The sequence below is a fragment of the Streptomyces sp. genome (assembly GCF_035563135.1).
Taxonomy (GTDB): domain Bacteria; phylum Actinomycetota; class Actinomycetes; order Streptomycetales; family Streptomycetaceae; genus Streptomyces.
Genome location: NZ_DATMVN010000217.1, coordinates 1 through 19,960, shown reverse-complemented (window position 1 = coordinate 19,960; position 19,960 = coordinate 1). Strand labels below are relative to the sequence as shown.

Sequence of the window (19,960 nt, the reverse complement as noted above, 5' to 3'; positions counted from 1 at the left end):
GGCTTTGCCGAACCGGATCTCAGTGGCCGGCGGTGACGCCGGAGAGTTCGTTCGTGCCCTTCGGCAGTGTCACCGACGTGATCTTCTCACCGGACTCGATGTCGACGGCGTGCACCTGGCGCTTGCCCGGTTCGGAGACGTACGCGGTGTGGTCGCGGACGAAGAGGGTGGGCCTGGGCTGCTGCCAGTCCAGCGGCTCCTGCCACTTGTCCACGACGGGTATCTTCTTCTCGACCTTTCCGGTAGCCGGGTCGATGATGTGCAGAGCACCGTCGGTGCCCAGGACGAGCGCCTCGCCGTGCGGTCCGCGCCCGAGCGAGCGGAACGAGTAGCTGGTGCCCAGGTCGACCAGGCGCAGCTTCGCGGTGCCGGTGTCGATGAGGGAGACGCGGGTCGGCCGCTCCAGTTCGGCGTCCGGGTCGGTCTTGTAGTCCCCCAGCAGGACCGGCGACGCGTCGCTGCCCGCCTGGTTGCCGATGCGGCCGTAGGCGTCGGGAGCGTCGACCTTGGTGAACTTCCCGTCCTTGTAGATCAGGACGCCGTCCTCGCAGCCGACGGCGACGGCTTCGCCCTGGGCGGCGGCCTCTCCGTGGACACCGGGGCACTGTTCGTTGCGTTCGATCTCCTTGTTGTTCTTGTCCAGCACCAGTGCGCCGGTGCGCTTCTCCTCGGTTCCGAGGGTGCTGAGGAGTTCGCCGTTGCTCAGCTCGATGGCGACACCGTGGTGCGCTTCGGCGGAGGCGTAGGTGCGGCCTTCGGGCTTCTTGCCTCCGGCGAGGCCGGCGGGGTCGAAGACATTGACCTCACCGGTGCCGTCGGTGAACAGGACCGTCTTGCCGGCGTGCCGCACGACGTGCCCTGGCTTGGCGCCGTCGTAGGTGATGTCGGTGAGGTTCTGTGCGGCGGCGTCGAGCACCCGGAAGCCGGCGTCGGTGGAGACGATGGACGTCCGCACCGGTGCCTGCGGGTATGCGGCCCACGTCGCGTATCGCGGCGCGGTAGTAGTGCACATGGTCGCCGTGGTCCACCGTCCACGTACCGGCGTCGAGGACCCGGGTGCCGCTCGCGGTGTGGAGGTAGCCGAACCGGCCGTCCGTGGTGAGTCCTGAGGTACCGGTGGTGCCGGGCACCTGGTTCACCTTGCCGGTGATCAGGTCGAGTACCCGGGTGGCGCCCGTGCCGGGGTCGTTGAGCAGGAGCCGGGACTGCTGTTCGGCCGCTTCCTGCGCCCCTTCGACGTAACCGTGCGGAGCGGCGGGGGCCGAGGGGCCCGTCTTCGGGGCGGACGCGTCACCGTCCTGCCCCGCACAGCTCGTGGTGAGCAGAGCGACGGCCACGAAGGCGGGCGGTACCCAGGAAGTGACGTTTCTTCGGAGGAAAGGGACGGGCGGGACGGACAAGGAAATCGCCTCAGGTTTCTCTCAGTCGGTTGTCGACAGGCGGATGCCGACCGGGTGCGCGCGGCGGCGGTGGCGGATGCCTGATGCCAGGTGGGAGAGGAAGAACAGACCCACCGCCAGGGCCGAGACGGTCGCTCCGGCCGCGGTGCTCAGGTGCCAGGACAGCAGCAGGCCGCCGAACGTGGCGGTCACACCGAGGAGCGCCGCGAGCACCATCACGCCCCGGACACTGCGCGCCCATGGCAGCGCCGCTGCCGGCGGAGCGATGAGCAGGCCCAGCACGAGCAGCGTTCCCACGATGTGGAAGGAGGCGACGATGGCCAGCGCCAGCAGTCCCAGCAGCACCGCGTGGGCCAGGCGTGGACGCAGGCCGAGTGTCTCCGCCTTGCGCGGGTCGAACGCCAGGGCGAGAAAGGCGCGGTGGCCGAAGACCGAGACGGTCAGCGCCAGAAGCAGGGCCCCGCCGAGCAGTGCCAGGTCCTGTGCGCGGACGGCGAGGACATCGCCGAAGAGGAAACCCGTCAGGTCCACCGCGAAGGACTGCGAGCGCGACACGAGGATGACGCCGAGCGACAGCATCCCCACGAAGAGCAGACCGATGCCGGTGTCCTCGGAGAGCCGCGGTCTGCGGCCGAGGGCCGTGACACCGGCCGTCATGACGGCCGCGCTCGCCAGCGCCCCCACCAGAAGATTTCCTCCCAGCAGCGCGGCGAGCGCGACACCGGGCAGCAGCCCGTGCGACATGGCGTCGCCGAGGAAGGCCATACCGCGCAGCACCACCCAGGTCCCTGCCAGGGCGCAGATCGCCGACACCAGGACTCCGCCCCACAGGGCGCGCTGCACGAAGGTCACCTCAAAGGGGCCTGTCAATCACTCCATGCCGAGCATACTACAATGAAAATCATGTTCAAAAACATCGCGTCCCGCCTCACAGCGCCACGGGTACGACGATTCGCGTTCGGATCGAGGAGCTGTCCGCGGGTTACGCGGGCCACCCGGTGCTCCACCGACTCAGTGCCGGGATAGGCGCGTTGACCACCACCGCGCTCGTCGGTCCGAACGGAAGCGGGAAGTCCACGCTGCTCGGCGTGCTGGCCGGAGTGATCCGGCCCATCACAGGCGTGCTGGAGCACGCCGGCGGCCGGCCGCCGGCGTTCGTCCCCCAGCGCGGGGCGGTCGGCGACGCTTTGCCGCTGACGGTCCGGCAGACCGTGGAAATGGGACGGTGGGGCGAGCGAGGTCCGTGGCGCCGCCTCAGGCGTCAGGACCGGGCCGCGGTGGACTCGGCCCTGGAACGCGTGGGCATCGCCGGCCTGGCGTCACGTCAGCTCGGAGAGCTGTCCGGTGGACAGCGGCAGCGCACCCTGATCGCGCAGGGGCTCGCCCAGGAGTCGGACCTGCTCCTGCTGGACGAGCCGACCACGGGGCTCGACCCCGAGGCCAGGGAACGCATGGCGACCCTGCTGACGGAGCTGGTCGCCGACGGCGTGACGGTCGTCCACGCCACACACGATCTGGACGCGGCCCGTTCGGCCGACGCCTGTCTGCTGCTGCGCGAGGGACGTCTGGTGGGCCAGGGGCACCCCGGGCAGCTCCTCACCCCGTCGACGCTCGCCCGTGTCTGGCAGCCGGGCTGAGGGCCCGTCCGGCACCGGGGACGCCCGGCGAGGGACGGAGGGGCCGACGGCGGGGCCGCCTGTGACGACGGACGCGCGAGGCCCTCCGGTCAGAAGGGGATCTCGAAGTGCACGGTGGCCACACCCGGCCCGTGCTCCCCCGTCGCACGGGCGTCGAACACCTCCTTGGCCATGCTCCGCCAGAAGGACTCCGCCCCCTCGACGTCCACGTTGGTGTGGAGGTAGATGCACTCGTAGCCGGGCGTGCCGGCGATGAACTCGCGTGCGGTGTCGACCAGCGTGCGGGCGAGGCCCCGGCGCCGGTGCTCCGGCCGCACGTAGACACGGACCAGCTGGGCCGTGGTGCCGGACGGATAGCGCTCGGCCAGCCGGCGGGGATGGGGCGGGTGCGCGGGACCCTGGGACCGCACCCCCGTGGTGGCGACCACCTCACCGTCATGGACGGCCACGAGCAGGAGGTGCCGCGGATCGTCGAGGTACGTCCCCTGGATGTCCACCACATCGCGGTGCCACCCGGGCACGTACCCGTATCCGAACTCCTTGTAGAACGTGTCGAGCATGACGTTGCGGGCGCCGTCCACGTCCGCCGGTGCCGCGGGACGCACGGCGTAGCCGACGGGCAGGGTGTGACTCATCGGGAGGTCCTTCCACCGGAGGCCCTCAGATTAGCCAGATGAAAACGACTTTCAAAAACCTGGGCGTGTCACCGCCGACATGTCACCGCTCCGGGGGACAGCACTGCGGTCCACCCGGGTGCCGGGCGCACAGCCCCGCTTGTCCGCACCTCCCGGGGGTACCAGCGGAACACTGGCCGAGAGAAGGAGCTTGTGGTGTCCGAAGCACGTGACGTGGTGGCCGTGATCCTTGAGGACCATCGCACCATGGAGGAGCTGTTCCGGCGGATGCGGAGCGTCGAGGAGGACCGGGAGGCGGCCCTGCGGGACTTCGCCGCACTCCTGATCGCTCACGGAGAGGCGGAGGAGGCCGAGGTGTACCCCGCGCTCAAGCGGTTCCGGAACGTGGACAACGAGGAAGTCGAGCACGGTGAGGAGGAGCACCACGAGGGCAACGAGGCACTCCTGGCCCTCATGGAGGTGGAAGAGGTCGGCTCCGACGAGTGGGACGAGAAACTGGAGGAGCTCGTGACGGCCATCACGCACCACCTCGACGAGGAGGAGCGCACGATCCTCAACGGGGCCCGGGAGAACGTTCCGGACGAACGGCGCGCCGAACTCGGTGCGGTCTTCCTCCGGGACAGGGAGAAGCACCTGAAGGCCGACTGCGGGAGCATCGACAACGTCCGCGCGGTCGTAGAGGCGCAGTGAACCTCACGGCCGGCGGCACCCGCCCGTCCGCACAGTCCGGGCGGGTGCCGCCGGCCGCTGTCCGCCTTCCGGCGCGGACCGCGCCGGAAGGCGGCGTCCGCCCGGATGCGCCCTGACCGAAGAGGGACGGAGCACCGGCCCGGCCGCGGCCCCGGAGCGGCCCTGCTCCCTGTTCGCATCCCCCGCGCCACCCCCTCCGTCGGCGTGGGTTGACTTCAGCGCCTAGTGCAGATTCACTAGAGCGACACTGGTGGCCATGCACTACGAGCTCGTGCTGTGACAGGTGACAACAGGGGCTCCTCCACGGGGGCCGCAGGACCGCGCTGCGCGGGAACGCGCCGCACGTGAGGACGAAGAGGGCGAGACATCGTGACCGTTTACCCGTTCACGTCGCATGTCGTGGTTCATTCGGGCGCCGGGCGTGTGACTCTCGCCGGCGAACTCGACCTGGACACCGCCCCCCACGTCCGGGAGGCGGTGCTGGCGTGTCTGGCCGAGCAGCCGACGAGCCTCTGTCTCGATCTGACCGGCGTCACCTTCTGCGACTGCGCCGGCCTGAGCGCCTTGCTCAGGGCACGGTCGGCCGCTCTCCGGGCAGGCGCCGCCCTGGTCGTGGAAGGGGTCGGACCGCAGCTGGCGCGGCTGCTCTCCCTGATCGGGGCCGACGGCATCCTCACCGGAAAGGGCACACCCGCGGACGCGGAGCAGGCTCGGCGCTTTCCGGGCTCGGTCACAGCCCGCTGCGACGCGGAAGCAGTGACCGCGGCGGGGCAGCCCCTCCGGGACCTTCTGGCATGATCGTAAGGTCCGCCACCTGCAAGGATGCACCGATGCCTTCTCCTTCCCCGCACAGCCGACCGGTCAGGATCCTGCTGGTCGAGGATCACGACATGGTGGCCGAGGCGATCCGCCTCGCCCTGGAGCGCTCATCCGATCTTCAGGTCGTGGGGCGCGCGGGATCGGTGGCGTCGGCGTTGGCCGACGCGAAGCGGTGTGAGCCGGATGTCGTCCTGATGGACCGGCGGCTGCCCGACGGTGACGGGGTCTCCGCCATCGCCGAGCTGCTGGCACTCGTGCCGGGAGCGCGCGTGCTCATCCTGGCGGGCGAGGGCAGCGGGTCGGTCGCCGCGCGCGTCGCGGAGACCGGCGGGTCCGGCCTGATCCTGAAGGCCCGCGGTCTGAGCGAACTGGAGGACGCCGTACGCAGGGTGGCGGCGGGTGAGATGGTCTTCAGCCAGGACCTGCTGGGCGACGTGCTGGGCCGGCTGACCGGCAGGGCGCCCGGTCCCGGAGCGAACCTGACACCACGGGAGCGGGAAGCTCTTCATCTGCTGGGGGAGGGGCACACCACCGCGGAGATCAGCGACCAGCTGGGGGTGGCTCTCAACACGGGGCGCAACCACGTCCAGCGGGTGCTGGAGAAACTGGGAGCGCGTTCGCAGCTGGAGGCCGTGACGATCGCACGGCGTGAAGGGCTCCTCACGTGACACCGGAGCCCCAACCGCACAAGCCGGCGCGGAAGCAGGCGGCTCCGCTGTCGGAGACGGCCTTCACGCTGCTGGTCCAGGGGGTGCTGGACTACGGCATCTTCATGCTCGACCCACAGGGCTACATCATCAGCTGGAACGCGGGGGCGGAGCGGATCAAGGGTTACAGAGCCACGGACATCCTCGGACAGCACTTCTCGGTCTTCTACCCGCCCGAGGACCAGTCGTCGGGCAAACCGCAGTGGGAGCTGGAGACCGCCGTGGCCGAAGGCAGACTGGAGGACGAGGGCTGGCGGGTCCGCCAGGACGGCTCCCGGTTCTGGGCGAACGTGGTCATCACCGCGCTGTGGGACGAAAAAGGCGTGCTGCAGGGCTTCGGCAAGGTCACCCGCGACATGTCCGAACGGCGGGCGGCGCAGCAGGCCCTCAGCGAGCGGCGGCGGTTGTTCGATCACCTGGTCCAGGCGCAGGAGACGGAACGACGCCGTATCGCGTGGGATGTCCACGACGACTCCATCCAGGCCATGGTGGCGGTCGGGATGCGGCTGGAGCTGATGGCGGAGCGGGTGCCGGAGGCGCACTCCGCGGAACTGCGGCGCCTGGACACGACGGTGCGCGAGGCGATCGCACGGCTCCGGAGTCTGACCTTCCGGCTGCATCCGCCCGGGATCGACCGGCATGGCCTGGTCGAAGGGCTTTCGAGCCACCTGGACGACGTCGTCCGTTCCTCCTGGGGGATGGCGTACTCGTTCGAACACCGGATGGACCGTGAGCCCACGCCCGAGACGGCCATCACCATCTTCCGCATCGTCCAGGAAGCGTTGCTGAACGTGAACAAGCATGCGCGCGCGAGCAGGGTCGACGTACGCGTCACGTCGGCTGACGGGGGCCTGCTGACCCGTGTCGCGGACGACGGGACCGGCGAGCCCCGGACGGAGGACGGCACCCGCGAACATTTCGGAGTCATCGAGATGCGGGAGAGAGCTGAGACGGCAGGAGGATGGTGGTCCATGCACAGCCGCCCCGGAACAGGGACGACGGTCGAGTTCTGGGTGCCGAACCCGCTTCCGGTCGCGGCGTCGGTGGTGGAGGCGCCGTGAACATGACCCCACCGGGCGGCCCGCCCGGCTCACCGTTCAGCGTGATCCTGTGCGATGACAACGTGTTGCTCCTGGAGACCCTGAGCGAGGTCGTCCAGGCACAGCCCGATCTGGAGGTCGTGGGCACCGCGCGCAGCGGCGAGCAGGCACTCCGGCTCGCAGAGCAGCACCGACCGGACCTCGTGGTCCTGGACATCCGTTTCCCCGGCGGCGGCCCCACCCTCGCCAGGGACATCGGACGGTGTTCACCGGCCAGCCGGATCGTGGCGTTCTCCGCGTACGACGACAAGGGCTCCGTCGAACAGATGACGAGCGCCGGCGTTCTCGAGTACGTGCTCAAAGGCGCGAGCAACCGGGAACTCCTCACCGCCCTGCGCCGGGTGGCCGGGGCCCGGTGAAGGCAGCCGGGTCAGGGGCGCCCCGCCCGGACAGCTGCCCCGGCTCACTCCAGTCGCATGTGGAGACGCAGCACCAGTCCCTGTGCCGCCGCCCGGATCTCGACCAGGTCGCACACCTGATGCATGATCCACACTCCTCGGCCGCCGGTCGTCGCCCGGGGGTCGGGCCGGCGGCGGCCCGTGAGGGGATCGGCCAGCAGGCCCTCGTCGCGGATCTCCGCGACGAGCTCCCCGTCGGCACGCCACATGCGCAGGGTCCCGCGGCCGCCTCCGTGGCGCACCGAATTGCTGGTCGCCTCACCGATGGCGAGGAGCCAGTCCGTGCGGGAGGCCGGGGACAGACCGGCGGCGGCCGCCCAGCGGTCGGCCCGGTCGCGCGCGAGCGCCAGTCCCCGCTCGCCGAACGGGACGACCACCGCGTCCTGCGGCTCGGGCAGCGGCATGTCGCAGTCGCGGCAGACCTCATGGGGATCGGTGTAGCGGGAGCTGGCACGGTAGGCCCCCGGATCACCCACCACCGGGTGGGTGCGGTAGGCCTGTGCCAGCACCTCCTCGGGCAATGCCGTGTCGTAGGGACACAGGATGCTGACCGGGCGCCCGTCGAAAGCGAGGTTGATCAGCGCTTCGTGGCGGGTCGCCTCCCACGCCTCCGCCGGCGTACGGCCGACCCAGATCGGCTCCCCCACGATCGACACCTGGGTGTGCTCCCCTGCCTGGTCGGCGAACTCCTGGAGCATCGACAGGATGCGTCCCGGATTCCGTCCCGCCTGGTGCATGTCCACCCACCGGACGTGCTCACTGCCCTCGACGGCTTCCCGCAGGAGCGGAAGGCTCGGGCCGGGCACGGCCACCAGCACGGAATGCTCCTGGGAGACGGCGTCCCGGACGAACGACCCGACTCCGTCGAGGTACTCCTCCTCGGTGCCGTAGAACAGTGCCGGATGGTAGAAGGCGGCTTGCCGGCCGGGACCGGCCGGGATGGGCCCGTACGTTGTCATCGGTCCACGACCTCCACCACGGAGTCCAGCTCCGGGAACAGTTGCAGTAGTCGCCGCACGGGCGAAGGGGCCTGTCGGACCTTCAGCGGCGGGCCGTCCCGCCGCCCGGCCGCGGCGTCGGCCAGCAGGGCCAGTGAAGCCGCGTCGATGTGGCGCAGGGCCGCGAGGTCCAGCTCCATCTGCGGAGCTGCCGCGCCGGAGAGAGCGGCAGCCGCGGCGGCGACCGCGTCCCGTGTGTCGTATCCGGCGGACCCGGACATCAGCAGCCCCGGCCGGTCCACCAGCGGAGACACCCGCAGAGCAGGCCCGGGGTGCGGTTCCCCCCTGTGCGTCAGGTGGGCGTCCGCCAGGACGCTCACGTACTCGTCGCACATCAGGCGGCGGTCGTAGAAGCACCACGCCGTGAGCGGCAGGTGCGCGAAGACCTCCTCGTGTATGCGCAGTTCGTACTCGAGCAGCCGGTCGGCACCGGTGATGCCCCTCGCGCCCCAGGACATCTCGCCGACCGCCCGCAGCCCTCGGTACCCCGAGGCCGAGGCCTCCCGGGTCGCGTCGAACCACAGTCCGATCATCTCGTCGGGATCGAAGCCGGAACCGGCGAGATACGTCTGCGCGGCGGCCGACACGGACAGCTGCCCGCGCGCCACGGCGCCCTCCGCGTCGATGCCCGCATCCGTGAGCGCCCGCAGCACCCGTCCGGGGGCGGTGGTGTCCGCGAAGTACAGGATCCGCTCGCCCTTTCCCAGTCCGGCGCGGACGAAGACGGCAAGGTGTTCGGCCCACTGCCGGTCGTCGGAGAAGACCACGCTGGAGTGGCGTCCCTCGGACGGCACCCGCCCAGGGGGCGCCGCCGTTCTTCCCGCCCTCGGCATACCGCGCCCCTTTTCCCACCCGATGCAGCTTTCCCGAACATGGAAACACACGAATGCACCGCGCCCGGCGCCGACGGTGCACCCGCCCCGCCCGAGGGCAGGTCGGCGCACGGGCGGACGGCGGGCCGGGCCGCATCAGCGGCATGGCCGCAGGGGCGGTGATCCCGGTCACCGGGGCGGCTCAGCGCACGAGCTCCCCGAGGAACGGTTTCACCCTACGCCGGGGCGCTGACAGCGGGGCCCGGCGGCAGATCACCCCCCGTGGTGCCCTTCGGGGCGGGCAGGAAGCCCGTCTCCTGGAAATAGGTCAGGTAGCGGGTCAGGGTGTCGTCGGTCAGGGGCGGCAGGTGGACGCCCAGGGCCGCTGCCTCCTTGGCCGTCCGGCTGGAGTCGAAGCTCCGGTGATCCGTCGCCTCGTGCCGGGGCTGCCCCTCGTCCCCGAGGAACAGCTGCGCCGCGTTGTCGGGCTGCGCCGCGACGCGTGCCTGCCAGTGTGCCGCGGGGACGGCGCGCAGCTCGTGGCCCAGGCGGGCAGCCGCCTCGAAGACGCGGTCCAGCCCGGGTGCGTCCGGGTTGGTGTGGTGGTAGGTCTCGCCGCCGGCCGGGCCGGACAGGACGAGCGCCACCACCGCCGCGCTGACGTGGTCCACGGGCACCCAGTCGGTCGATCCGTGCGGCAGGTCCGGTACCGCGCCGGCCTGGAGGCACCCCTTGATCAGCTGCCACAGCAGGTCGCGCTCCTGGCAGGCGCCGGTGGTGGTGTCACCGCTGATACGGCCGGGCCGGTGGACGGAGACCGGCAGGCCGCGCTCACGGGCCAGGCCGACGAGCTGCTCGGCGACCCACTTGCTCTGCGCGTATCCGTCGGGCAGTCCGGACGCGGGGCCCGTCGGGGTCGACTCCGTGACGGTGAGGGGATCGGAGCCCGGCACCGGGGCGTAGACGCTCGTGGTCGAGACGTAGTGCATCCCGGGTGAGGCGGAGTCGGCGAGCAGACGCAGGAGCTCCTCGGTGCCGGCCACGTTGGGAGCGCGCAGATCGCCGTAGCCTGCGGCGAAGTTGACGCGTGCGCCGTTGTGGACGACGGGGCCGAGGCGACGGACCAGGGCGGCCCGGTCCTCGGGTGACAGGCCGAGGCCGGGGGCGGCGAGGTCCCCGGGGACGGGGCGGATCAGGTCCGCGTACCGGGGGTGCCACAGCCTGTAGTGCTCCAGGTTGGCGCGCAGCCGGTGCGCGCCGCGCTGCTCGTCCCCGGCCCGTACGAGGCAGTCGACCGGCCCGCCGGTGGTCTCGATGAGGTCGCGCAGGAGGAAGGCGCCGAGGAAGCCGGAGGCGCCGGTGAGAAGGGGCCGGGCGGAAGGGCGCGACGGCCTGCGGGCGGAGGCGGGGGCGGGTACCTGGGCCGCTCCGGCCCGGCCCGCACCCGTGATGTCCGCCGCCAGGCGGACCTCGGCGGCGAGGTCCGGTGCGCCGGTGTCCTCCTGGTTCTCCTCCCCCGCCTCGCTCTCCAGGAGACGGGCGACGCCCTCGGCGGTGGGCGCCGCGAACAGGGCGCGCAGGGAGGGGCGCCGGCCGCAGCGTTCCTCGATGCGCTGGGCGAGGGTCACGGCGAGCAGCGAGTGGCCGCCCAGGACGAAGAAGTCGTCCGTGACGCCGACCTCGGGTACGCCGAGCGTCTGCGCGAAGGCCTCGCACAGGGCGCGTTCGAGAGCGGTGCCCGGGGCGCGGCCTCCGGCCGGCGCCGCCTGGGCGGGCGCGGGAAGGGCGCGCCGGTCGGTCTTGCCGTTGGGGGTGACGGGCAGGGCGTCGAGCCGTACGTACGCGGCGGGGATCATGTGGTCGGGCAGGGTCGCGGCGAGGTGCGCGCGCACCTCGGCGTCGTCCGGTCCCGCCGCGCCGTCCACGGGCACGGTGTACGCGACCAGACGCCGGTCGCCTGGCCGGTCCTCGCGGACGACGGCGCAGGCCGCGGCGACACCGGGCAGGGTGGTGAGCGCTGCCTCGATCTCACCGGGTTCGATGCGGAAGCCGCGGAGTTTGACCTGGTCGTCGACCCGGGAGACGTAGACGAGTTCCCCGCCGGCCGTCCAGCGCACCAGGTCACCGGTGCGGTACATCCGGCCCCCCGCCCGGTCGAACGGATCGGCCACGAAACGGGACGCGGTCAGGGCGGCCCGGCCGTGGTAGCCCCGGGCCACTCCCTCGCCGGAGACGTACAGTTCGCCGACGACGCCGGGCGGCACGGGAGCCAGTCGGCCGTCCAGGACGTGCACGCGGGTGCCGTTGACGGGGACGCCGATGGGCACGGTGCGGCCGGGGGCGAGCGGCCCGTCCGCGTGCTGGAAGGTGCTCATGGTCGCGCAGACGGTGGTCTCGGTCGGGCCGTAGGCGTTGACGAGGAACCGGTCGCGCGCCCAGGTGTGCACGAGGCCGGGCGGGCACGCCTCGCCGGCGAGGACCATCGTGACCCCTGCGGGCAGTGAGCCGGGCGGCATCACCGCGAGGGCGGCGGGCGGCAGGGTGAGGTGGGTGACGCCGCGCTCCTGGACCAGGGTGGCGAGGGCGGGGCCGGGCAGCAGGGCTTCACGTGTGTCGATCTCCAGGCAGGCTCCGGAGAGCAGCCCCATGCACAGCTCCCAGAACGCGGCGTCGAAGCTGACGGACGCCATGTGCAGCACCCGGCTGCCGGGGGCGACGCGCAGCCGCTCGCTCTGGGTCCTGGCCATGGCGCCGGCGCCCCGGTGGGTGACCACGACGCCCTTGGGGCGGCCCGTGGAACCGGAGGTGTAGATGACGTACGCGGGATGCGCCGGCAGCGGGGCCGGGGCGCGGCCCGTGCGGGCGGCGTCGTGCGCGGCTGTCGCGGCGCTCTCCTTGAGGTCGCCGGCGTACAGGTGGGGCACCGGGGACTCGGGAAGTGCGCGGTGGACGGCGGGTGTGGTGAGGAGCAGGCGCGGCCGGGCGTCGTCGAGCATGTAGGACAGACGCTGGGCCGGATAGTCCGGGTCGAGCGGCAGGTACGCCGCCCCGGCCTTGAGGACTCCGAGGAGGGCCACGACGAGGTCGTGGGTGCGGGGCAGCGCGACGGCCACCCGGTCCTCGGGGCCGATGTCCCGTGCCGTGAGGTGCCGGGCGAGCTCTTCGGCGCGGGCGTCGAGCTCTCCGTAGGTGAGGGTGGTGCGGGCGTCGCGGACCGCGGGGGCGTCCGGGGTGAGCCGGACCCACTGCGCGAAGAGGGCGGGGACGGTCGACTCCGGGAGGTTCTCGACGGGACCGGTCCCCCAGGCGGTGAGGCAGGCGCGTTCCCCGGCGGTGAGCACGTCATACGTGCTCAGCGGGCGGTCGGGCCCGGCCGCCACGGAGCCGAGCAGCAGGACGAGCCGTTCGGCGAGGCCGCGGACCGTGGACGCGTCGAAGAGTTCCGTCGCGTAGTCGACGGTGGCCCGCATACCGCTGGGTCCGCCGCCGGCGTCGTACGTCTCGGTGAAGGTGAACGACAGGTCGAACTTGCTCACCCCGGGATCGACCGGCACGCCGCCGGTGGTGAGGCCCGGCAGGTCCAGGGGCTCGGCCGGGGCGTGGTTCTGGAGGATGAGCATGGTCTGGAAGAGCGGGTGGTGGTTCTGCGAGCGCGCGGGGTTGAGCAGTTCCACCAGGCGCTCGAAGGGCACGTCCTGGTGCGCGTACGCGGAGAGGTCGAACTCTTTGACGCGGTCGAGGAGTTCGAGGAACGTGGGGTCGCCTGTCAGGTCCGTGCGCAGCACGAGCGTGTTGACGAAGAAGCCGACGAGGTCCGAGGCCGCCTCGTCGGTGCGTCCGGCGACGGCTGTGCCCAGCGGGATGTCGTCGCCCGCGCCGTGCCGGGAGAGGACGGCCGACAGGGCGGCCTGGAGGACCATGAAGACGCTGCATCCGGTGGTGCGGGCGAGGTCCGCGACCCCTCGGGCGGTGGCGGGGCCGAGGGCGAAGTCGTGGGTGGCACCGGTGTGCCGGGGCACGGCGGGGCGCGGCCGGTCCCAGGGCAGTTCGATCATTTCCGGCAGCCCGGCCAAGGCGCCCTTCCAGTGGGCCAGCTGTCGTGAGACGAGGCTTTCGGGGTCGTGTTCGTCACCGAGCAGACGGCGCTGCCAGAGGGTGTGGTCGGCGTAGTCGACGGGGAGTTTCGTCCACACCGGTGCCTCGGCACGCGTGCGGGCGCGGTAGGCGGTGCCGAGGTCGCGGGTGAGGGGGGCCAGGGACGATCCGTCGGCGGCGATGTGGTGGACCACGAGGACCAGTACGTGCGCGTCACCGGCCAGGCGCAGCAGGGTCGCCCGGAGCGGGAGGCGGTGCTCGATGTCGATCGGCGCGGCCGCGGCGGCTGCGATCCGGCCGGCGAGGTCCTCCCCGGCGGCGGCTCCGGCGGCTTGGACGGCTTCGACGGTGAACGGGAGGCGGACGTCGTCCGGGGCGGTGATGTGCTGACGCGGCCGGCCGTCGTGCTCGGGGAAGACGGTCCGCAACGCGGCATGCCGGGTGACGACGTCACGCAGGGCCTGGCGCAGGGCTTCCGTGTCGAGCGGCCCGTCGATGCGCAGGGCGAAGGGGATGTTGTAGGTGGCGGAGGGGCCTTCCAGGCGGTGGAGGAACCACAGGCGCTGCTGGGCGTAGGACAGCGGGAGCACGGCGGGCCGCTCCTGCGGCACGAGAGCGGGCCGGGCGGGACGGTCCGCCTCCTGCAGGGCCCTGGCGAGCGTGGCGACGGTGGGGTTCTCGAAGAGGGTGCGGATCTCGGTCTCCGTACCCAGGGCGGTACGGACGCGGCCCACCAGGCGGGTGGCGAGCAGGGAGTGGCCGCCCAGGGCGAAGAAGCTGTCGTCGATACCGACGCGGGCCACACCCAGCACGTCGGCGAACAGCCCGGCGAGGATCTCCTCGTGGGCACTGCGCGGCGGTCCGCCTCCTTCGCCGGGCAGGGTGGCGGGCGCGGGCAGGGCCGCCCGGTCGAGCTTGCCGTTGGGAGTCAGCGGCAGCGCGTCGAGCGGCTGGATGGCGGTCGGCACCATGTAGGCGGGCAGCTGCCGGCCGACCAGGGCCGCGAGCCGGTCCGGGTCCGCGGTGCGTCCGGGGGCCGGGACGACGTAGGCGGTCAGCGTGCGGTCCCCGGGCAGGTCCTCGCGGACCAGGACGCAGGCGGCCCGCACGGACGGGTCGGCGCAGAGGGCCGCCTCGATCTCGGCGGGCTCGATGCGGTGGCCGCGGAGTTTGATCTGCTGGTCGGCCCGGGCGACGTGGTGCAGGGTGCCGTCGGCGTCCCGGCGCACGAGGTCGCCGGTGCGGTACATCCGCTCCCCGGTGCCGGTGAACGGGTCGGCGACGAACCGGGTGGCGGTGAGACCGGCGCGCCCCAGGTAGCCGCGCGCGACACCGGCGCCCGCGACGTACAGTTCGCCCTCGGCACCGGGCGGCACGGGACGCAGCGCCGCGTCGAGGACGTAGGCGCGCATTCCGTCGAGCGGCCGGCCGATCGGGGGCACACCGCCGGGGGCGTCGCCGGGGCGGACGCGGTGGAGGGTGGCGAAGGTGGTCGTCTCGGTGGGCCCGTAGACGTTCAGGAAGGCGGTGCCGGGATGGGCCGCGGCGAGGCGCTGGAGAACGCCGGGTGCCGCTGCCTCGCCTCCGGAGGCGGCCAGGCGCAGCAGGCCGAGGGCCTCGGGGTCGGTCTCGGCGATGACGTTGAACAGGGCCGTCGTCAAGAACGCCGCCGTCACGCCGTCCCGGGTGACGAGGCGGCGCAGCACCGCCGGCTGGAGGGCGCCCTCGGGGGCCACGACGACGCGGCCCCCGTTGAGGAGGGGCGCCCAGATCTCGAAGGTGGAGGCGTCGAAGACGTACGCCGAGTGCATCAGGACCGCGTCGGCCGCGCCGTCCCCCCAGGTCCGGTCGGACGCGAGGGCGGTGATGTCGGCGTGGGTGACCCCGACCCCCTTGGGCAGGCCGGTGGAGCCGGAGGTGAACATGACGTAGGCGAGCCGGGCTCCGCCGGTGACGGCGGGCAGGACGCCCGGGGCTGCTGGGCCGCCCTGCCGGACCCGGCCCGCGGTGTCGACGCTCACCACGGGTACGTCGGGCCCCAGTTGCCGCACCCAGGGGTGTGTGCGGGTGGTTTCGTCGACGATCAGGGCGCGCAGGGCCGAGACCTCGGCGACGCGGGTGAGCCGTTCGGCGGGCCAGCGCGGGTCGAGCGGCACATAGGCGGCGCCGGCGCGCAGGGCCGCCAGGGACGCGGTGACCAGGGCGGCGGACCGGCCCATCAGGATGCCGACCCCGTCCTCCGGGCCGACGCCGAGCCCTGTCAGGACCCCGGCCGATTCCGCTGCCACGCGGTCGAGTTGCCGGTAGGTCAGCTGCTCGCCGGCGCCGGACACGGCGACCGCGTCCGGGTGCAGGGCGGCACGCCGGGCGACGGCGGCGGGAATGCTCTCGTCCAGGGTGGCGCACCGGAGTGCGGCGCCGTTCCCCTGGGAGAGCAGCGACTCACGCTCCCCGTCGAGGAGTACGGGGACGGTGTCGGCGCGGCGGTCGAGTCCTTGCGCCATCGCGGTCAGCAGACGGCGCATGCGGGCGACCGTGCGGGCCACCTCGTCACGTGCGAGGGCGGCGGCCCGGTAGCCGAAGGTGATCCTCAGGGCGTCGCCCGGAGCGATGGTGAGGGTGAGCGGGTAGTGGGCCGCGTCCGAGCCGCTGAACCCGGTCACGGCGAGGCCGGGCAGCCCCTGCTGCGCGGTGCGCAGGGCTTCGGCGTCCATGGGGTAGTTCTCGAACACGGCCAGGGTGTCGAACAGTTCGTCCAGCTCCGTGACGCCGCGTATCTCGGTCAGGCCCACGTACTGGTGGCCGAGGAGGCGGCCCTGCTCCTCCTGGAGCCTGGTCAGGAGCGCGGCCAGGGTTTCGCCGGGTGCCGGGCGCAGCCGTACCGGCACGGTGTTGATGAAGAGGCCGACCATCGACTCGATGCCCGGGATCTCCGGCGGGCGGCCGGAGACGGTGGTGCCGAACACGACGTCGGGGCGTCCGGTGAGGTGGGCGAGCAGCAGCCCCCAGGCGCCCTGGACGAGGGTGTTGAGGGTGAGCCGGTGGGTGCGGGCCGTCTCACGCAGCCGGCGGGTCGTGGCCGTGTCCAGGTCGAGGACGAGGGTTTCGGGCAGGTCGCCCGCGCCCGGCACGTCCGCCCCGGCGCGCCCGGCGAGCAGGGTCGGCGCCTCGATGCCGGCCAGGGCGGTGCGCCAGGCGTCCAGGGCCGCGGCGCGGTCCTGCTGGGCCAGCCAGGCGAGGTAGGTGCGGTAGGGGACGACGCGCGGCAGGGCGCTGTCGTCGCCCCGTCGCGCGTACAGCTCGAACAGCTCCCGCACGAGCAGGGGCATCGACCAGCCGTCGAGCAGGATGTGATGGCTCGTCATGACGAGCCGGTGGGCCTGCGGCCCCGTACGCACGAGGGTGAACCGCATCAGCGGCGGGGTGGTGAGGTCGAAGCGGCGGGTGCGGTCGGCGGCGAGGAACGCGGCGAGGCGTTCCTGCGTCGCGCTCGCGCCGTCCGCACCCGTCAGGTCCAGCTCCTCCAGCGGTACGGGCACCTCGGCGGCCACGGCCTGCACGGGCTCGTCCAGGTCCTCGTGGAGGAAGCCGACCCGCAGGTTGGCGTGGCGCCGCAGCAGGCCGCCGACGGCGTCGTGCAGGGCGGGGACGCTGACGGGGCCTTCGAGGCCGAAGACGAACTGTGCGGTGTAGACGTCCACGTCGCGGGAGTCGTACAGCGCGTGGAAGAGCATGCCCGCCTGCAACGGCGTCAGCGGCAGTACGTCTTCCAGTCTGAACCCGGTCACTTGCGTCCACCCCACTTGTTCTGCAGTCGGTCGAGCTGGGCCTGGTCGAGCGAGACCAGGGGAAGGTCGGACGGCGTCCAGCCGCCCGCGTCGGATCGTTCGGCGTGCTCCGCGACGGCGCGCAGGGCCCGGGAGAAGGTCTCGGCCAGGGCCTCCATGTCCTCCTCCTTGAGGAGGTCGCTGGGCCAGGTCCAGCGGATCACCAGGTGCGGGCCGTCCGGCAGGTCCTCGGCGTGCGCGTTGATGTCGAGGACGTGGTGGACGGGCATGTCGGGGTCCTGGCTGCGCGGCCCGCCGCCGTCGAGCAGCACGTCCCAGTCGGCGCCGTCGCCGCTCCCGTCCGCCGTCCCGGGCGAAGAGGCGTACCGGCCCAGGTAGTTGAAGCCGATCTGGGGGTGGGGCGCCGTGGCCAGCAGAGGGCGGGTGGCCGGGTCGAGGTGGCGCAGCATTCCGTAGCCGACACCGTGGTCGGGGATGGTCCTCAACTGCTCCTTGACCCGCTTGAGGGCCTGCTCGACCAGCTCCGCGTCGAAGCGTCCGGGGTCGCGGGTGCCGGCCGGTCCGGGGTCGAGCCGGACCGGGTAGAGGCTGGTGAACCAGCCGACCGTGCGGGACAGGTCGAGGTGGTCGGCGATCTGCTCACGGCCATGGCCCTCCAGGTCGAGGAGGACGGCGGTGCTGCTCGGCCGGGGCCCGCCGAGGGCGGCGGCTCGCTCCGCACGCCAGGAGCGGACGGCGAGGGCGAGGCCCGTCAGCAGGACGTCGTCCACCCCTGCGTGGAAGGCGGCCGGGACGGTGGTGAGCAGGGGCTTCGTCCAGGTGGCGGGCAGGCGGGTGACCAGGGTGCGCGTCCGGTCGGCGGTGTCCAGGAAGGGGTCGAGCGGCCGGTATCCCAGCTGCGGATCCGGCGTCCGTAACACGTCCTGCCACAACGGCAGTTCGGCTTGGCGCGCGGGCTCGTGCGCCTGGGAGGCCAGGAGTTGCGCCCAGTGCCGGTAGGGCGTGGTGGCCGGGGGCAGTGCCGCCGGCCGTCCGGCGGCGGTCACGGACCGCCAGGCGGCGGCCACGTCGGTGGCGAGGATGCGCCAGGAGACCGCGTCGACGGCCAGGTGGTGCACGACGAGCAGCAGCTGCCCGCGCCGGCGGGGCCCGGCGTCGCACCAGACCGCCTCGATCACCTCGCCGTGGGCGGGCCGCAGCCGTCTGCGCGCCGCCTCGCCCGCCTCGGTGAGTGCGGCACGGACGGCGCCGGCGTCGAGCCCGGCGACGTCGACCCGGGTGAAGTGCTGCCGGGCCGGGACGGCCCCGGACGGCAGAGCTTCGAGGACGGGTGAGCCGTCGGGCGCCCGGCCGGTCCGCAGCCGGAGCATGTCGTGGTGGTCGATGAGGAGTTGGAGGGTGGCGACGAGGGTGTCCTCGTCGGCGTCCACGGGTGTGCGCAGCACTCCCGACTGGTTGTAGCCGTCCGTGGTGCCGGGCCGTTCCAGGAACCAGGCGGCGATGGGCGTCAGCGGCATCTCACCGGTGCCCTGCCCGGCCGGCGCGGTGGTGGCCTGGCCGAGCGCGGTGGCGACGGCCGCGATGGCCTCCGGGGTGCGGTGGACGAAGACATCGCGCGGGGTGATGCCGAGGCCGGCCCCGCGGACACGGCTGACGAGCTGGATGGAGAGGATGCTGTCGCCGCCGAGCGCGAAGAAGTCGTCGTCGCTACGGACGGCGGGGGCGCCCAGGACGGAGGCGAACACCTCGCACAGGACGCGCTCCTGTGCGGTGCGCGGCTCCCCGCCCGGAGCGGTGGCGGCGGGACGCGGCGGGACGGGCAGGGCGCGCCGGTCGGTCTTGCCGTTGGGCAGCAGCGGCAGCGCGTCGAGGGGCACGAGGACGGCGGGCACCATGTACGGCGGCAGGGCCGCCATCAGCCGGGCACGCAGCTCGCCCTCGGTGGGGGGCGCCGCGCCGCCGCGCTCGTCGGTGACGGTGTAGGCGACCAGCCGCCGCTCCCCCGGGCGGTCCTCGCGGACGAGGGCGCAGGCGGCGGCGACGCCGTCGAGCGCGGTGAGGGCGGCCTCGATCTCGCCGAGTTCGATGCGGAAGCCGTGCAGCTTGACCTGGTCGTCGGCGCGGGAGACGTAGGTGAGCAGGCCCTCGGTGTCGCGCCGGACGAGGTCGCCCGTGCGGTACATACGGCTGCCGGCGGGGCCGTACGGGTCTGCGGTGAACCGTGCGGCGGTCAGGCCGGGGCGTCCGAGGTAGCCGCGGGCGAGGCCCTCGCCCGCCACGTAGAGCTCACCGGTCACGCCCGGTGGCACCGGGCACAGGGCGGCGTCCAGGACGTAGGCGCGGGTGTTGTCGACGGGGCGCCCGAGCGGCACCGTCCCCTCCCCCGCTGCGGCGCCGGTCCCCCCGCCCCGGTAGTGGTGGGCGGTGGCGTCGATGGTCGTCTCGGTGGGCCCGTAGAGGTTGTGGACCTCCGCCGACCAGGCCGACCGGACCTGCTCCGCCAGGTTCCGCGGCAGGGGTTCGCCGCCGCACAGGACGGCACGCAGCGCCGGGGGCGCCTCGCCGGGAGCCGTCTCGGTGAGGACGACCGCGAGGTGCGAGGGCACGAACTGGGCGAGGGTCGTGCCCGCCTCGCGCATACGGGCCAGCAGGCCGGCGGGGTCGTGGTTGACGGCCGGCGGCACGGGGCAGGTGGCGCCGCCGTGCAGGAGGGGCAGCCAGGTCTCCCAGACCGAGGCGTCGAAGCTCGGCGAGGTGCGGGCGAGGACCCGGTCGTCGCCGGTGAGGCCGAGGTGGCCCGCCATCCACGCCATGTGGTTGGTCAGGGAGGCGTGGGTGACGACGACCCCCTTGGGGCGGCCGGTGGAGCCGGAGGTGTAGA

General features: G+C 73.0%; 13 protein-coding genes and 1 pseudogene. 6 read left to right on the top strand and 8 right to left on the bottom strand.

The features are described from left to right. Nucleotides 1-19 precede the first annotated feature (19 nt). The 3 genes and pseudogenes from aztD to aztB all read right to left on the bottom strand — a co-directional run bounded on the left by aztD (nt 20) and on the right by aztB (nt 2,270). Nucleotides 20-955 carry a zinc metallochaperone AztD gene (aztD, locus tag VN520_RS09695; RefSeq protein WP_414719808.1) on the bottom strand — a complete coding sequence of 312 codons (936 nt, stop codon included), beginning with the start codon at nt 953-955 and terminating at the stop codon, nt 20-22. After that, a pseudogene (locus VN520_RS09690) lies at nt 945-1,400 on the bottom strand (hypothetical protein); the annotation flags it as partial. The pseudogene VN520_RS09690 and the gene aztD, both read right to left, overlap by 11 nt. A gap of 21 nt (nt 1,401-1,421) precedes the next feature. Continuing rightward, a complete protein-coding gene (aztB, locus tag VN520_RS09685) occupies nt 1,422-2,270 on the bottom strand; it encodes a zinc ABC transporter permease AztB (protein WP_325746456.1) in 849 nt (282 codons plus the stop codon). An 80-nt stretch (nt 2,271-2,350) separates the two neighbouring features. Here aztB and aztA point away from each other — a divergent pair, with 80 nt between their 5' ends. Continuing rightward, nucleotides 2,351-3,037 (top strand): zinc ABC transporter ATP-binding protein AztA, encoded by a 687-nt coding sequence (gene aztA / locus VN520_RS09680; protein ID WP_325746459.1) that lies wholly within the window; start codon nt 2,351-2,353, stop codon nt 3,035-3,037. Between the two features lie 89 nt (nt 3,038-3,126). On the opposite strand, the gene VN520_RS09675 is transcribed toward aztA, so the two are convergent. Further along, on the bottom strand, nt 3,127-3,672 hold the full coding sequence (locus VN520_RS09675) for a GNAT family N-acetyltransferase (RefSeq protein ID WP_325746455.1): 546 nt from the start codon (nt 3,670-3,672) through the stop codon (nt 3,127-3,129). Nucleotides 3,673-3,867: 195 nt separating this feature from the next. On the opposite strand from VN520_RS09675, the gene VN520_RS09670 reads away from it, so the two are divergent. The 5 genes from VN520_RS09670 (at nt 3,868) to VN520_RS09650 (ending at nt 7,347) form a co-directional block, all read left to right on the top strand. Then, the gene (locus VN520_RS09670; protein WP_325746454.1) at nt 3,868-4,362 is read left to right on the top strand and encodes a hemerythrin domain-containing protein; all 495 of its coding nucleotides are present in this window, start codon (nt 3,868-3,870) and stop codon (nt 4,360-4,362) included. Between the two features lie 369 nt (nt 4,363-4,731). Next, a complete protein-coding gene (locus tag VN520_RS09665) occupies nt 4,732-5,160 on the top strand; it encodes an STAS domain-containing protein (RefSeq protein WP_325746453.1) in 429 nt (142 codons plus the stop codon). A gap of 32 nt (nt 5,161-5,192) precedes the next feature. Further along, nucleotides 5,193-5,849 carry a response regulator transcription factor gene (locus VN520_RS09660; protein ID WP_325746452.1) on the top strand — a complete coding sequence of 219 codons (657 nt, stop codon included), beginning with the start codon at nt 5,193-5,195 and terminating at the stop codon, nt 5,847-5,849. Next, nucleotides 5,846-6,949, top strand: a complete 1,104-nt coding sequence (locus VN520_RS09655) for a PAS domain S-box protein (protein ID WP_325746451.1) — start codon at nt 5,846-5,848, stop codon at nt 6,947-6,949. The genes VN520_RS09660 and VN520_RS09655 overlap by 4 nt, the downstream gene beginning before the upstream one ends. Nucleotides 6,950-6,951: 2 nt before the next feature. Beyond that, the gene (locus VN520_RS09650) at nt 6,952-7,347 is read left to right on the top strand and encodes a response regulator transcription factor (RefSeq protein WP_325746458.1); all 396 of its coding nucleotides are present in this window, start codon (nt 6,952-6,954) and stop codon (nt 7,345-7,347) included. 44 nt (nt 7,348-7,391) lie between these two features. Here the strand turns inward: VN520_RS09650 and VN520_RS09645 are convergent, their stop codons facing one another. From VN520_RS09645 to VN520_RS09630, 4 genes are all read right to left on the bottom strand, one after another. Further along, on the bottom strand, nt 7,392-8,345 hold the full coding sequence (locus tag VN520_RS09645) for an anti-sigma factor RsbA family regulatory protein (RefSeq protein ID WP_325746450.1): 954 nt from the start codon (nt 8,343-8,345) through the stop codon (nt 7,392-7,394). Continuing rightward, nucleotides 8,342-9,178 (bottom strand): MEDS domain-containing protein, encoded by an 837-nt coding sequence (locus tag VN520_RS09640; RefSeq protein WP_325746449.1) that lies wholly within the window; start codon nt 9,176-9,178, stop codon nt 8,342-8,344. The genes VN520_RS09645 and VN520_RS09640 overlap by 4 nt, the downstream gene beginning before the upstream one ends. A 254-nt stretch (nt 9,179-9,432) precedes the next feature. Then, nucleotides 9,433-17,079 (bottom strand): non-ribosomal peptide synthetase, encoded by a 7,647-nt coding sequence (locus VN520_RS09635; protein WP_325746448.1) that lies wholly within the window; start codon nt 17,077-17,079, stop codon nt 9,433-9,435. Beyond that, the coding region (locus tag VN520_RS09630; RefSeq protein WP_325746447.1) for an amino acid adenylation domain-containing protein at nt 17,076-19,960 on the bottom strand (2,885 nt) is incomplete at its 5' end. The genes VN520_RS09630 and VN520_RS09635, both read right to left, overlap by 4 nt.

Coding starts and splice junctions, on each gene's coding strand:
- VN520_RS09660 (WP_325746452.1), top strand. CDS start 5,193: ATGCCTTCTCCTTCCCCGCACAGCCGACCGGTCAGGATCCTGCTGGTC.
- VN520_RS09650 (WP_325746458.1), top strand. CDS start 6,952: ATGACCCCACCGGGCGGCCCGCCCGGCTCACCGTTCAGCGTGATCCTG.
- VN520_RS09645 (WP_325746450.1), bottom strand. CDS start 8,345: ATGACAACGTACGGGCCCATCCCGGCCGGTCCCGGCCGGCAAGCCGCC.
- VN520_RS09675 (WP_325746455.1), bottom strand. CDS start 3,672: ATGAGTCACACCCTGCCCGTCGGCTACGCCGTGCGTCCCGCGGCACCG.